The sequence below is a fragment of the Streptomyces collinus Tu 365 genome (assembly GCF_000444875.1).
Taxonomy (GTDB): domain Bacteria; phylum Actinomycetota; class Actinomycetes; order Streptomycetales; family Streptomycetaceae; genus Streptomyces; species Streptomyces collinus_A.
Map to the genome: position 1 here is coordinate 1620218 of NC_021985.1, position 15697 is coordinate 1635914.

At 76.4% G+C, this 15697-nt stretch carries 4 protein-coding genes; all 4 read right to left on the bottom strand.

Features of this window, described 5'->3' with window-relative positions; all coding sequences use genetic code 11:
• Window positions 1-3: 3 nt before the first annotated feature.
• Window positions 4-324: an acyl carrier protein gene (locus B446_RS06730; protein ID WP_020938669.1), complete on the bottom strand. Its 321-nt coding sequence runs from the start codon at window positions 322-324 to the stop codon at window positions 4-6.
• Entirely contained in the window at window positions 321-5321 is a 5001-nt protein-coding gene (locus B446_RS36875; RefSeq protein ID WP_020938670.1) for a type I polyketide synthase, read from the bottom strand. The genes B446_RS06730 and B446_RS36875 overlap by 4 nt, the downstream gene beginning before the upstream one ends.
• 1 nt (window position 5322) lies before the next feature.
• Entirely contained in the window at window positions 5323-12888 is a 7566-nt protein-coding gene (locus tag B446_RS40165; RefSeq protein ID WP_020938671.1) for a type I polyketide synthase, read from the bottom strand.
• A gap of 431 nt (window positions 12889-13319) precedes the next feature.
• Window positions 13320-15368, bottom strand: coding sequence for a ricin-type beta-trefoil lectin domain protein (locus tag B446_RS06745; RefSeq protein ID WP_020938672.1), 2049 nt, complete (start codon window positions 15366-15368; stop codon window positions 13320-13322).
• Window positions 15369-15697: the final 329 nt, after the last annotated feature.

Here is a 15697-nt window from a genome sequence, read left to right on the forward strand (position 1 = left end):
GGGTCAGCCCGCCTCTGTGCGCCGCAGGCTCAGCACGACGTGTTCGACGAGCCGGCCCACGGTCAGCTCGATGATCTCGTCGAACTCCATGCCGGCCAGGAACTCGGCGAGGTTGACCCGCCGTCCGTACCGCTCCTCCAGCAGCGCGGCCAGGGTGACCAGGTCGATGCTCTCCAGTTCCAGGTCGCGGTTGAAGGTGGTGGACGGGCCGATCTCGACGTCGTCCTCGCCGTACTCCGCGAGGAGGGTGCGGAGCATGCCGGTGACGTCGGCGAGCACGGCGTCGGTGGCGGGCTGCGCGGGCAGCGGCTGGGTGGGGTTCATCGGGCGTACTCCTCGGCTGCGTCGTCGTGTTGTCCGTCGTGGGCCGCCGGTCCGGTCGTCCAGGCCACGACGTAGGAGCGCGCCGGGAGGGCGGGCGGGTTGCCCGTCCGCGCGCAGTGCACGGTGTAGGCCCGCTCCAGGCGGCCGGCGACCACCAGCCGGCTGCCGTCCGGTGCGGTCTCCAGCACCGTGAAGTCCCTGGGGCGGCCGCCGAACCCGGCCCCCTCGGCCTTGGCCACGGCCTCCTTGGCGGCCCAGAAGCGGGTGAACCACAGCGCCTCGGCCTCGGGGTCGTCGGCGGACCGCCCGTGCAGCAACCGGAGTTCGTCCCGGCCGAGGGCGGTGGCGAGGGTCGCTCGGTCCCGCGCGGTGACCTCCTCGATGTCGATGCCGGGGCCGGGGCGGGGGCTGTGCGGCCGTACGATCGCCACACCCGCCTCGGCCCGGTGGGCGAGGGAGACGTCCAGCGGGGGCAGGGCGCGGCCGTGCGCTCCGGTGACGTACGGGCGGCCGAGTTCGTCGTTGCCGACCTGGATCTCCGCCGGGAAGACGGGGCCTTCGCCGTGCCGCCACAGCCACTGCCGTACGGCGTCCTTGACCGCGATCCGGCCCAGCAGCCACTGTCTGCGGCCGCGCGGCGGGCGTTCGGCGTACCGGGCGCGCTCGGGGCCGCCGAGGGAGTTGCGCATGATCAGCTCGCGGGAGGCCAGGTCGGGCCACCGCTCGTGCACCAGGGCCCAGCCCCCGGGGCGGGCCTCGGAGAGGGTGTGGCGCTCGGGGAAGCGCTCGACGGGCCGGGTGCGCGGGTCGTTGTCGAAGCGGCGGTCCTGCCAGCCGGTGATCCGGGCCCACACCCGGCCGTCGGCGCCGAGTTCCGCGTCCGCCTCCAGGACTGTGTCGGTGAGCGAGGTGACGCGCAGCCGGCAGGTGACCCGGGTGCCGGGTGCCGGGTGGGGTCCGTGGAAGCGCAGGTGCCGTATCTGCACCGGGAAGACGACGGTCCGCTCGGTGCGGGTCGCCATGATCCAGTAGCCGAGGAGCTGGCCCACGTTGTCCAGCAGCGCGCCGGGCGCGGCCGGTGCGGTGATCACTCCGCGGACGTGCCGGGCGCCGATCGCGGTGAGTTCGACGACGCCCTGGAAGGCGGGGCCGTGGAACATCCAGCGGTCGCGGTAGAGCTGGGCGGCGGTGTGCTCGGGGACGCTTTCGGGGGCGTCGGGGCGGGGGCCGGGCGCGGGCGGTGCCGGGTGGCGCGGGGCGAGTTCGACGACGGCACGGGCCGTGGGCCCGAAGGTGACGGCGACCCGGTCCGCGTGCCCCGGGTCGGGGGTGACCGTGACGGGCACGTCGACGGGGGGTGTCGCGGTGAGCCACCGGTCGAACCGCGCCCCGTGCACGGCGACCGCGCGCAGCCCGGGGGCGGCCGCCTCGGCCGCGTCCATCATGTGCCGGACGATCGTGGTGGCCGGGACGACCGGCCAGCGGTCCGCCTCGTCGGGCCAGCCGGGACGCTGCGGGAAGAAGCAGTGGTCCAGCAGGTACGGCATGGCACTCGTGGAGACGCGGACGGTGGTGGTGACGGGGGCAGGGACGAGCGGGGTGACCGGAGCCGGGACGGCGGGGGTGGCGGAGGCCGGGACGGCCGGGCTGGCGGGAGCCGGGGCGACGGGGGCGGGGACGGCCGGGCTGGCGGATGTCGAGGCGGCCGGGGTGACGGGAGCCGGGACGGCCTGGGTGACGGGAATCGGGGCGACCGAGGTCGGGACGGCCGGGGCGACGGGAGCCGGGACGGCCGGGGCCACGGAGGTCGGGGCGACCGAGGCCGAGGCGACGGGAGCCGGGACGGCCGGGGCCACGGAGGTCGGGGCGACCGAGGCCGAGGCGACGGGAGCCGGGACGGCCGGGGTGACGGAGGTCGGGGCGGCGGGGAGGGGGAGGTCGGAGGCGGGGCCGGGCGGCGCCGCCGGGCCCCCGGATCGGCGGTCGGCCGCGGTGATGAGCTCCGCCGCCGTGTCCGCGGTGTCCCGCAGCAGGGCGGTCAGCTCGGCCGCGGCCGGGAACCGGGTGGCGAGGTCGTCGAGGGGGGACGTGCCCTGGCGGGCCGGTGCCGAGGGGCGCGACGCGGTTCGGTCCGGCCGCAGTTCCGCTTGCAGGGCCTCCAGGCCCGGTCCGGCCAGGGACACCAGGGCTCCGTCGAGGTCGAGGCGGACGGGCGGGCGTCCCGGCGTACGCGCGGCGGCGTCCGGGCGGGGCACCTCAGCGTGGCCGACGGCGGCGCCCGGGCGGCCCGTCTCACCGTGGCCGACGGCGGCGCCCGGGCGGCCCGTCTCACCGTGGCCGACGGCGGCGTCCGGGCGGGGTACCGCCGGTGCGACGTGGGCCCCCGCCGTCCACAGGGCGGTGGCGACCCGGCGGAGCTGGGCCATGCCCGTGCGGTGGGGCGAGTTGGCGGCGACGGCGAGGTGGTCGCGGTCGCCGAGGGTGTCGTCGACGAGGGAGGCGAGCTGTCCGGGGCCGGCCTGGACGAAAGCGCGGTGTCCCGCCGCGTACAGCGCCTCGGTCAGCTCGCGGAAGCGCACCGGTTCCAGCAGGTGCCGTACGAACAGCTCGCGCACCGCCGTCTCGTCCCTCGGGAAGGGCGCCGCGGTCGTGCCGGACCACACCGGCACCCTCGGCGGGTGCAGCCGGAAGCGGCCGGCCGCCTCCTCGATGGGGGCGAGGTAGGGCTGGAGCATCGGGGTGTGGAAGCCGGAACGGAACGGCAGCACCTGGCAGAGCACGCCCTGGGCGCGGAAGGACCGGGCGAACCGCTGGACCGCCTCGTCCGGCCCGCACACCATCGACTGGTGGGGCGCGTTGTCGTGGGACAGCACGATCCCGGTGCCGGTCCAGGCGTCGGCCAGGGCGGCCAGGACCCGGTCGGCACCGGCGCCCACGGCGGCGAAGGCGAGGCCCGGCACGGACACCGCGTCCGGGTCGAACCCGGCCATGAACGCGTCGACCTCGGCGTCCGCGTACAGTCCCGCCGCCGCCATGGCGGTCCACTCGCCGACGCTGTGCCCGGCGACCGCGTCCGGCACGACCCCCATGCGGCGCAGCGCGGCGTCGAGCAGCCGTCCGACACCGACCACGCCGAAGCCGTGCCGTCCGACGTCGCCGACCCGTACGTCCGTGTCGGCGCGGGTGAGCGGCGGCAGGCCGAAGTGCTCCGCGACGTCGTCGGCGCGAGGCGTGAAGTCGCTCTCCAGACCGGGGAAGACGAAGGCGAGCCCGCCCCGGCCGGGCCCGAGCAGCGGGGCGGGGCGGAACCAGACGTCGTTGCGGCCCTGCCAGGCACGGCCTCTGCCGACCGCGCGGCGGGCCAGGGCGAGCCGCTTGGCGGTGGGGTCCACGACGCCCAGGCGCACCGGGCCGGCGTCGGGGTGCGGCCGCTCGGGGGCGAGGCCGCCGGCGAGCACCGTGGGGTCGTCGTGGTCGAGGAGGGCGGCGAGGCCGTCCTGGCCGTCGGCGGCGAGCAACAGGACCCGCTCGGGCTCGGCGGTCCGGGTACGGGCCCGGCGTCGTGCCGGTCGCGGGCCCGGCGCCTCCTCCAGCACCACGTGGGCGTTGATCCCGCCGAACCCGAAGGCGTTGACGGCCGCCCGGCGGACCGGTCGGGCCGGGCAGGTCTCCCAGGGCCGCGCCCGGGTCAGGGTGCGGAAGCGGGTGGCCGCGAGGGCGGGGTGGGGGTCGTCGCAGTGCAGGGTGGGCAGGAGGGTGGCGTGGTGGAGGGCGAGGGCGGCCTTGACCAGGCCCGCGACACCCGCGGCCGGCATGGTGTGGCCGATCATCGATTTCACCGAGCCGAGCACGGGCCGCTCCCCGTCCTCGGCCGTGGCCGGTCCGAACACGTCGGCGAGGGTGGTGAGTTCGGCGGTGTCACCGGCCGGTGTCGCGGTGCCGTGCGCCTCCAGCAGCCCGAGCGAGCCGGGTTCCGCCGGGTCGAGTCCGGCGGCCCGCCATGCCTGGCGCACGGCCCGTGCCTGGCCGCCGGGGTCGGGGGTGACCAGGCCGGCGGTACGGCCGTCGCCGGCCACGCCGGTCCCGCGGATCACCGCGTACACCCGGTCGCCGTCGCGTTCGGCGTCCGCGAGCCGCTTGAGGACGACGATCCCGGTGCCCTCGCCGATGAGGAGGCCGTCGGCGTCACGGTGGAAGGGCCGGCTGCGCTGGGACGGGGACAGGGCGCGCAGCTGCGAGAAGACGCTCCACAGGGTGATGTCGTGGCAGTGGTGGACGCCCCCGGCCAGCATCATGTCGCAGCGGCCGGTGGTGAGTTCGGTGACGGCCTGGTCGACGGCGACCAGCGAGGAGGCGCAGGCGGCGTCCACGGTGTAGGCGGGGCCGCGCAGGTCGAGCCGGTTGGCGATACGGGAGGCGGCGAGGTTGGGGACCAGGCCGATCGCGGCCTCGGGGCTGTCGGGGCCGAGCCGTTCGGTGAACGCGGCCCGCACCCGGTCCAGTTGGGCGGACGACAGCTCCGGCATCAACTCGCCGAGTGTGCGTACGAGTTGCCCGGCGGTACGCACCCGCTGGTCGAGCCTGACCAGGCCGGGGGTGAGGTAGCCGCCGCGGCCCAGGGTCACTCCGATCCGGTGCCGCTCGGGCAGCCGGTCGGCGCCGCCGGCGTCGGCGAGCGCGGCGGCGGCCACGTCGAGGGCGATGAGCTGGTCGGGTTCGGTGCCCGGCACGGAGGCGGGCATGATGCCGTACCGGGTCACCTCCACCTCGGCCAGCGCGTCCACGAATCCGCCGCGCCGGCAGTAGATCCGGTCGGCGACGGCGGGCTCGGCGGCGCTGCCGGGGTGGTAGTAGCCGGCGTCCCAGCGGCCGTCGGGGACGTCGCCGATCGCGTCCACGCCGTCGCGCAGGTTGCGCCAGTAGGCGTCGAGGCCCGCGGCGCCGGGCAGCAGTACCGCCATCCCCACCACGGCGACCGGGGTGTGTACCTGTGTCATCTCACCAGCCCGAGGCGGTGTAGACGACGGCGCGTGCCGAGCGGTCACCCCAGGCGAGTTCGCGGAGCAGGGCGGCGGTGCCCTCGTCCGGGTCGATCAGCCGTACGCCGCGGCGCGCGTACTCGCGGCCCAGTTCCTCGCCGACCATGCCGCCGTGCCGTCCGGCCGGTGCCCAGGGCCCCCAGTGCACGGTGAGCGCCCGGTGGCCGGTCCGCTCGGCCCAGTCGGTGCCCAGGCGTTCCAGGGCGTCGTTGGCGGCGGCGTAGTCGGCCTGCCCGCGGTTGCCGAGGACGGCGGCGACACTGCCGAACAGGACCGTGAACCCGGGTCCGTGGGGCAGGTCGGTCAGCGCGGTGAGCAGGGCGGCGGCCCCGGCGGTCTTCGTGCCGTAGACCCGCTGGAAGGAGTCGGTGCTCTTGTCGGCGATCAGCCGGTCCTCGATCACTCCGGCGGCGAAGACGACGCCGTCGAGGCGGCCGTGTTCGGCGTGGATCTCCTTGACCGCCTGGAGGGCGGCGTCCCGCTCGCGGAAGTCCACCGAGCGGTAGCGTGCCTCGCTGCCCAGGGCGGTGAGTTCGGCGAGGGTGGCGGTGATCTCCCGCTGGGCGAGGATCAGTTCGGCGGAGCGGCTGACCTCCGCCGGGCTCGACGAGCCGTCCCGGGCGAGCGCGGCACGCAGTTCGACGAGGGTGCGGGCGGCGGCGGTCCCGGGTGGTTCGGGTGCGGTGGCCGCGGGGGTGCGGCCGAGCAGTTCGATCCGGCAGCGGCTCGCCGCGGCGAGGGCGGTGGCGAACCGTGCGGTGATGCCACGGGCGCCGCCGACCAGCAGCACCACGGAGTCCCGGTCGAGGCCGAGCGCGGCGGCCTCGGCGGCACCCTCACCGGCGGGTCCGGCGCCGGTGCTGCCCAGCGGTCCCAGGGGCGCCGGGACCAGTTCGAGCCCGTGCCGCCCGCCGGTGGCCGTGCGCAGCACGACCGGGGCGGCCGGTTCGGGGGCGAGCAGTTCGGCGAGCAGGGCGTCGGCGACGGCGCCCGGGGTGGTGTCGGGGACGGTGACCAGCCGGGCCAGGGTGCCGGGGTACTCGCGGGCGACGGTGCGGAACAGGCCGTGCAGGCCCGCCGACCGGGACGCCTGCGCGCGGTCGGCGGGCTGCACGGCCAGCAGGGTGCGCGGGCCACGGGCGAGGGCCGCCTTGAGCACGGGGAACGCCTCGGGAAGCACCGGGAGCTCCGGACCGGGGAGCGCGCCCAGGTACAGCACGCCGTCGGCCCCGCCGTCCGCCTCGCCGAGGAGGTGGGTCCGGTCGGCCGCGACGGCGTCGGCACCGTGCGCGCGCAGCCGTGCGGCCAGCTCGGCCGCCGCTCCCCCGCCGTCCCCGAGGAGGACGAACCGTTTGCCGCGCAGGACGGTTTCGGGGGCGGCTGAAGGCGGCGGAAGGGGTACGGGGCGCAGCTCGCAGCGTTGCGGCGCCTCTCCGGCGGGTGTGATGACGGGTACGTCGGCGGTCTCCGGGCGGGTCGGAACGGTGCTGGGCCCCGCCCCCGTCACGGCCCCGGTGTCCCCGGCGGCCCCGGCGATCCGCGCGGTCAGCCACGCCGTCACAGCGGCCGCCGTCCGCGCCTTGGCCAGTTCCTCCAGCTCCGCGTCGTCCAGGACCTCCGAGCCGTCCGCGATGCCGAGGCGCCGGGCGAGTTCGCCCGCTATCTCGGCCCGCTTGATGGAGTCGATGCTCAGGTCGGCCTCCAGGTCGAGGTCCGGCTCGATCATGTCGACGGGGTAGCCGGTGCGCTCGCCGATGATCTCCAGGACGACCTGCTCGACGCTCGGTCGCGGTTCGGCGGCTCCGGCTCGCGGAGGCTCGGCCGCCTCGGTTGCGTGGGCGGCCGTCCCGGCTGCCCCGGTCGTCTCGGCCGTCTCTGGCCCCTCTGGCCCCTCTGGCCCCTCGGGCGGAGACGACGGCCGCGCCGCCGTCGGTCCTTCGAGCGCGGCCAGGGGCAGTCGCGCGGGCGCGGCCGGCGCCACGGGTGCCGCCGGGACCGTGCCCGGCGCGGCGCCGAAGTAGGTGAGCAGCACGTCCCGCTGGGCCGCGATCATCTCCCGGCTGGTGCGCAGGAACTCGGAGATCAGCGCGTCCCGGTCGGCCGGGGCGCCGTTTGGCGGGTTCGTCGTCACGGTCGTCTCCACGACTCGTCGGGCCGGTGCGAGGGCACCGGGGAGGGGTGCTCCGTCGGCGGTGCGCACGAGGTGCCCGTCGACCGTCCAGCCGGGCCGCCGTGGCGCCGGTGTCCGCAGCGCGTCGACGGCGTCGCGGCCCTGGAGGAGCCAGGCGGCGCGCACCGGGAGCCCGGCGGCGGCCAGCCTGGCCAGGGCGTCCAGCCAGCCCGGCAGGCCGCTGTCGGCGCGGGGCTCGCAGGCGACGGTGCGATGCGGGCGGTCGCCCAGGATCTGTCCGACGAGCCGGGTGAGGACCGTCCCGGGGCCCGCCTCCACGAAGATCCGCGCCCCCGCCTCGTACATGCCCTCGATCTGGGCGGCGAAGGAGACCGGCGAGCCGATCTGAGCGGCGAGTTCGGCGCGTACGGCGTCGGGGTCCGCGGGGTAGGGGGCGGCCGTGCGGTTGGCCCACACGGGGAACTCGGGGGCCCGTACCTTCTTGTCCTCGAGGACCTTGGCGAACCGCTCCCCCGCGGCGGCCACCACCGGGCTGTGGAAGGCACAGGCGACCGGGATACGGCGGGCCGTGAGCCCTGCTTCGCGCAACAGGCGTACGGCGGTCTCGACTTCGCTCGTGGGACCCGATATCACCGACTGCTCGGGCGAGTTGTGGTTGGCCACGACGACCGACCCGGGCGCCCCGGCGTCACGCAGTGCGCGGGCGACCCGCGCGGCACCGGCTCCGACGGCGGCCATGGTGCCGGGTTCCTCGCCCGCGGCCGCCAGGATGGCGCTCGCCCGCTCACCGCTCAGCTCCAGGAGCGTCTCGGCGTCGAGCGCGCCGGCCGCGCCGAGGGCGGCCAGTTCGCCGTAGCTGTGTCCGGCCGCGAGGTCCGGGGTGACGCCCGCCGCGGTGAGGAAGGCGTGCGCGGCGAGGCCCGTGATGCCGAGCGCGGGCTGCGCGGCCCGGGTGTCGGTGAGGGCGGCGCCGTGGCGCGCGCGGGCCTCCTCGCCGAACGCGGCGGGCGGGTACAGGGTGTCGGCGTGCGCGCGGCCGAGGTGCAGGTAGTACCGCAGCTCGGGCAGGGCGACCAGCAGGTCCGCGAGCATGCCGGGCCGCTGGCTGCCCTGGCCCGGGAAGAGGAAGGCGACCTTGGCGTCGCCGGGGGCGTCACGGTCGGCGTCACCTGCTGCGGCACCGGCCGCGGGATCGGCGGGGTGGGGGTCGGACCGCGGATCGTGCTCGCCGGGCCGGCCGCCAGCCGCCGGATCGTCCGCGCCGGAGCGGATACCCGCCGCCGGATCGTCCGCGCCGGAGCGGACGCCCCCCGCCGCGCCGGTCTCGCCCGAGCGCAACCCCGCAGCCGAACCGTCCTCGCCGGAGCGGATGCCCTCCGCCGCTTCGGTCTCGCCCGAGCACGTGCTCGCGGCCGAACCGTCCTCGCCGGAGCGGACGCCCCCCGCCGCGCCGGTCTCGCCCGAGCACGTGCCCGCGGCCGAACCGTCCTCGCCGGAGCGGACGCCCCCCGCCGCGCCGGTCTCGCCCGAGCACGTGCCCGCGGCCGAACCGTCCTCGTCAGAGGGTACGGCCGCGGACGAACCGTAGCCGCCGGAGCTGATGGCCGCCGCCGACGACTCGTCCTCGCCGAGATGGATGCCGGCCGCCGGGTCCTGCTCGCCCGCGAGGACGCGCCGTAGCTGGCCGATGAGATGGTCCACGTCCCGGGCCACGAGTGCCGCCCGCACCGGTTCGTCGGAGGTGTCCGCGCGGCGGGCCGCGGCGAGCGCCAGGTCGCGCAGGCGCCAGGGGCGGCCGTCGGTCTCGGCGGCCCGCAGCACCTCGGCGACGTCGCGGTGGGCCGCCGCCGTGTCCCGGCCCCGGAAGAGGAACAGCTCGGCGGGCCAGGCGTCCAGGGTCTGTCTCGGCGCCACGCCGTCCGTGTGGGCGCCGAGCACGGCGTGGAAGTTGGTCCCGCCGAACCCGAACGCGCTGACTCCGGCCAGGCGTTCCGCGGCGGGAGCCGTCCAGGGCCGGGCGTGGGTGTGGAAGGCGAACGGGCTGTTCGCCTCCGACCAGGCCGGGTTGGGGCGTTCCAGGTGCAGGGTGGGCGGTTTGACGCCGGTGTACAGGGCCAGGGTGGTCTTGATCAGGCCCGCGAGTCCGGCGGCACACTTGGTGTGCCCGATCTGCGACTTGACCGAGCCGAGCGCGCAGCCGCCCGCCGCGGCCCCGGCCTCGGTGAACACCGCGTCGAGCACACCGAGTTCGGTACGGTCCCCGACGACGGTGCCGGTGCCGTGCGCCTCCACCAGCCCGACCTCGGCGGGCGAGACGCCGGCGTCGCGGTAGGCGCGCAGCAGGGCGGCGCGCTGGCCTTCGGGACGGGGCGCGGTCAGGCCGAGGGAGCGGCCGTCGCTGGCCGAGCCGATCCCCTTGATCACGCCGTAGACGCGGTCGCCGTCGCGCTCGGCGTCGGCGAGCCGTTTGAGGACCACGCAGGCCACGCCCTCGCCCAGGGCGATGCCGTCGGCGGAGTCGTCGAAGGCGCGGGACCGGCCGGTGGGCGAGAGGGCGTGCACGGAGGAGAACAGGACGAAGTCGTTGATGCCGTTGTGCAGGTCGGCCCCGCCGCACAGCACCACGTCGCTGCCGCCGGAGACGAGTTCCTTGCAGGCCACGTCGAGCGCGGCGAGGGAGGAGGCGCAGGCGGCGTCGACGGTGTAGTTGGCGCCGCCGAGGTCCAGGCGGTTGGCGATGCGGCCGGAGATGACGTTGGCGAGCATGCCGGGGAAGGAGTCCTCGGTCAGCCGGGGCAGCTGGGCCCCGATGCCCTCGGGGACCTCGCCGTAGTACGACGGCAGGACGGCGCGCAGGGTGACGGCGTTGGACAGGTCGCTGCCCGCCTCGGCGCCGAAGACGACCGAGGTGCGCGACCGGTCGAAGGCGCGGCCCCGTTCGCCATACCCGGCGTCGTCCAGGGCTCTGCGGGCGGCCTCCAGGGACAGCAGCTGCACCGGCTCGATGCTGCCGAGGGAGGCGGGCGGGATGCCGTAGCTCAGCGGGTCGAAGGGGATGCGCGGCAGGAAGCCGCCCCACTTGGACGCCGTCGCGCCGGCCGTGTGGTGCACGGCCGGGTCCCAGCGGTCGGCCGGGACCTCGGTGACGGCGTCGTGTCCGGCGACCACGTTGGCCCAGAAGCCGGCGAGGTCGGGGGCTCCGGGGAACATGCAGGCCATGCCGACCACGGCGACGTCGAGGGGTTCGGCGGGCGGCGGTTCGGGGGCCCGCGGGGCGGCCGGCCGCGCGCAGCGGGCGGTGAGCAGGTCGGCGGCGCCGTCGGTGACCGCGTGGTGCAGCCGGGCGACGGTGGTCGTCGCCGAGCGCAGCGCGACGACGTCGCCGGCCATGAACATCCCGTCGCTGAGCTGCCGTCGCTCGTCCACCGCGGTCAGCTCGCCCCGGGCCGAGCGCTCGACGCCCTTGCTGGCGAGGCGCAGCCGCCCCACGTTGAGCCGCTCCAGCGCCTCCCACAGCTCACGGTCGGGGGTTCCGGACGCGCGCAGCCGTGCCTCGTGGTCCCGGTACCCGGTGGTGAAAGGGCTGGGGACGCAGCGGGTGGCGTGACCGGGTGCCGTCTCCAGCAGGGCGGTGGAGGTGGCGGCCAGGACCTGCCGCTGGAAGAGCGGCTGGATCGCACCGCGGGCCACGGCCTCCTCGGTGAACAGGTAGGCGGTGCCCATGAGGACGCCGACGGCGGCACCCCGTGCGGTGAGGGGGGCGGCCAGGGCCGCGGCCATCGCGGCGGACCGCTCGTCGTGGATGCCGCCCGCGAGGAACACCTCCAGCTCCTCCGCGGTGCCGTCGGCTGTGCCGGGCTCGGCCAGGAACTCCTCCAGTACGGCGAGTTGGGCCTCCCAGAGCGGAAAGGAGTGGCGCGGGCCCACGTGGCCGCCGCACTCGGAGCCCTCGAAGACGAAGCGGCGCGCCCCGGCCCGCAGGAACTGCCGCAGCAGGCCCGGCGAGGGCACGTGCAGGAACGTGCGGATCCCGGCGCGCTCCAGCGTCTGCGCCTGCCCGGGGCGTCCGCCCGCGATGACCGCGTGCGTGGGGCGCAGCTCCCGTACGGCCTCCAGCTGGGCGTTCCTGATCTCCTCGGGCGCGAACCCGAGCACGCCCACGCCCCAGGGCCGTCCGTCGAGCACGGCACGCGCCCCGGTCAGCATCTCCCGGGTCCGCCCGCCGTCGGCGAGGGCCAGCGCCAGGAAGGGCAGCGCACCGTCCCCGGCGACGGCGGCGGCGAAGGCCGCCTGGTCGCTGACCCGCGTCATGGGCCCCTGCGCGACCGGCAACCGGGTACCGAGCGCCCGGCTCATGCCCGACCCCGGCCGCAGGGCCGCGACCGCGGCGGAGGCGTTCGTCGGGAGGTCGGCAGGGGGGCTGGTCAGCACCCCGGGCTCGCCGCCCGGTGTCGTTGCCGGCCCGCCGTCCAGCGGCACTCCAGGCCCCGCGTTCCACGACACTCCCGGCCCGCCACGCCCCGGTAGCGCCACGGCGTCCTCGACGCCGACGACCTCCTCGATCGCCGCCCGCAGCCCGCGCACCGTCCCCCGCACGTCACCCCACCGGTCGGCGAAGCGGGCGGCGAGGAAGCCGTCCTGGCCCACCGGGAGCAGGCGGCGGCGCGGGTCCCGCGCACCGATCAGGGCCGCGACCGCGCCGGGATCGTCGGGCGGGGGCGGGACGTCGGGGCCGCGCCTGCGCAGCACCCGGTGCCCGGCCACGACCACCGTCTCGGAGCCGTCAAGGGAGCGCAGTGCGGCCCGTACCGCCTCCGGCAGCCGTGACTCGGTCAGCAGGGCGAGTTGGCTGTCGAGGACGACGCCCGCCGCCCCGCCGGCCACGGCGGCCGCGGCGGTGTGCGGCCCGATGCCACCGCAGGCCCAGACCGGTACGTCCACCCCCTCTTCGCCCAGCAGGAGTTGAAGCAGCACGAAGGTGCTGGTGCCGCCGACCCGGCCGCCGCTCTCGGCACCTCGGGCGATCAGCCCGTGAGCCCCCGCGCGGGCCGCATAACGCGCCTGCGCCAGATCGGTGACCTCGACCAACACCCTGTACCTGGGGGCGACTTCGGTGACACTCCACGGCGCGTCGACGGCCAGGACCACGGTGTCCGGGCCGCCGTCGAGGTCGGCGGGTCCGAGGGTGCAGCGGCCCGTCACCCGTACGCCGTAGGGCCCCGGCGCCGTTCTTCTCAGTCTGGTCAGTTCCTCGCGAGATCTTCGGTCGCCGTCGCCGAGGTCGAGGATGCCGAGCGCACCGGCGGCACAGGCGGCCGCGGCGAGCCCGGCGTCGGGTTCTCCGAGGGGGGTGAGGCACAGGATCAGGTCATGGGCGCGCACGGGCGAGGTCATGATGCTCCGAAGAATCGGCAAGACAGCACGGTGGGGGGTGTGCGGCAGGACTCTCTGGTGCGAGGCACCGGAACCTAGCGAGGCACTTACTGACGGGTCAATAAGGCATCGGTCTTTTCGCGGGCGGTGGCATGGATCCAGCCAGTCCGCTGAACCCTCAACAACCGCTGGAAAGGCGCTAATTGACGGTTCATCACCCTTGCGGTGCGCGCACCGCGACGCCGGTGTCACGGCGCTCCTCCGCCGGCACGCCCGACCACCGGACCTGTTCACCGGCCCCTCACCGGCCGGCAACACCGCGCGCCCGGAGCCCGCCTCACGTGAATTCACGATGACGCGCACCCGGTGACTCGATCCGGGCACGCGTCACGCCCCACCGGGCTCACACGGACATCGCCACCCGCCCGTACCCGGGCCGGCCTCTCGCGTGCTCAGTCGAGCGGCAGGGGCGGGCCCGACTCCGCGGGCACGGGGGCGAAGGCACCGGAAAGCGTCGGCACGGCTCCGCCCGCCCGGCTCCGTCCCGGTCGGGGGCCCGCCCGCCGGACCCGCGCATGGCCATCAGCGCACAGGACGCCGTGTGCGCACGCCGATCCGAACCACCGACGCCCGCGCTCGGACGGCTCGAACCGCTCGGACCGCTCGGACCTCACGGACACGGACCGCTCGGACCTCACGGACCTCACGGACCTCACGGACCTCACGGATCTCACAGGCCCCACGGACCACTCGGACCACTCGGACCGGATGCCTCTGGCCGATGGCCGCACGCCCTTCACGGCCGGCTCGACGCGGACGCCCCTGACCGGTTCTCCGGCCGGCTTGCCCTGATCCCGTCGGCCGCCGCCGGCCTCAGGCGAAGGCGCGGACGGCCGCCCGCGCTCCCGCGTCCCGCCCGGCCGCGGTGCGGCGAGCCGTACCCCCGCCACCGGCCCGGACTCCAGGACCCGCCCCTGCCGGCCGGAGCCGGCGCGGGCCGCGAGCACCACGCGCACCACTCCGGCGCCGCCCACCGGGACGAGCGCGAGACCGCCGCTCAGGCGCGGCGGGACTTCACCGCGGACCGTCGGGCCGGACGCCACCTCTCCGGGGCGCAGGACGCAGGCGGACACCACGACGGCACGCGTGCCGGTGCCGGCGGCCAGGCAGAGTCCGGGGTCGGTGGCGCTGTGCAGCAGCCCGTCGCCCCGGTACGGCCACCGTTGCGACCGGGCGGACGAGCACCGCGCCGGACGGACACCGGTACCGGGCTCGACCCTGCCGCCGCGGACGTCGAGGCAGCGGCCTGAGCCGAGGCCGCGCAGCCGGCCGTGGGCGACCGCGACCGGTCCGCCCGCGGAGGCGGCGGACGGCCCGGCGGCGGATGACCTCCCGCCCGTGACCTCGGGGGCGCCAGGTGCATCCGTGGCACCCGGGGTGGCGGCGCGGGCACGGCCCGCCGGGGCGGCCCAGGTGACGCCGGGCGACGGGACACCGTTGTCGTCGGACCAGCTTCTGGCCACCAGCACGGTCGTGAGCAGCGCGAGCGCGGTGAGGCCGACGCCGAGCGCCAGGGCGGTGCGCCGGCCGCCCTCGGGTGCCGTGCGGTGCCGGCCGCCGGCCGCCCGCCGTTCCGCTCGCGGTGGCGGCGCGGGCTCCTGGGGGGCGCCCCCGGTGGGGCGGGAGTCGAGGTAGCGGCGGGCGCCCCAGCCGAGCACGGCCTCGGCGAGCAGGACACCCAACGGGCCTTCGAAGTGCCCTAGTTGTTCGGCTGCCTGTCGGCAGTACCGGCACCCCGTCAGATGCCGTTCCAGATCGGGGTGCACCGGGCCGCCGCGGTGAATGGACACGTCCAGAAGACGGTTGTGGAAACGGCATTCGGCGGACGGCGCGAGTTCCCGGTGGGCGCGTACACAACCGGCCCGGAATTGCTCGCGCGCCTGCTCGCGGGCGACCGTGGCGGTGCCGGTGTCCAGCCCCGACAGACCAGCGGGAATGTTTATGTGTTCCGCCTCGACCTCGGTATGCCACAGAAGGCATTGGGCCGCGTCGGGCAGTGCGCGGAAAGCGCGTTCGGCGAGCCGGCGCCTTTCGGAAGTGCCGGGTGCCGTCGCGCGCAGGCCGCGGCCGCCGGTGGGCTTGCGCAATTCCGGTACGACCACGCAGGCACCCTCGTCGGCGGCCCACGCGCGGACGGTGTCGCGGACGGCCGCGAGCAGCCGCGGGCGCAGGGGGCCGTCGGCGGGCTCGCCCGCCGGCCGGCCGAGCACCCGGTGGAACGCGGCGGCGGCCACCAGGTGGGCGTTGGGCCCGGCCGCGGCCAGGCAGACGACCGCGTAGTCGCAGGTGGCGCGCCAGTGGCGGGCCAGCAGGAGGGCGACGGCGTGGTGCCGTCCGGCGGCCGGGCCGGTCAGCCGGGCGACCAGGTCCCGGTCGGACTCACCCCGCGGTGGTCCGGGGCGGGGCGGGAACGAGGGGTGTGGGGGGTGGGGGGACTGCACGGAGCACCATGTCCTTTCCATCCGCGGAACGGCTTCCGAAATGCCGTCCGGCGGGAATGCAGCGCCTGATTGGTGCGTACCAGAGGGGCCTTGACCTCGCCGTTCGGTGTCGCACGGTCCCGGCCTTCGCCTCCTCACGGGAGGGCTCACCCTGGCACAGGCTACTCACGGGAAACAAGGCGACCGAATGACCCGGCCTCAAATCCCGGAGAACCGGCAATGGTTACCAGCGGTATGCACACGCGAAGTGATGCGACGGTCGCAGAACGGTCGACAGTCGTGCACGGAAAGGCCGTTCGGTGCACGCAATCCGCCTCTGCCGCTCGGCC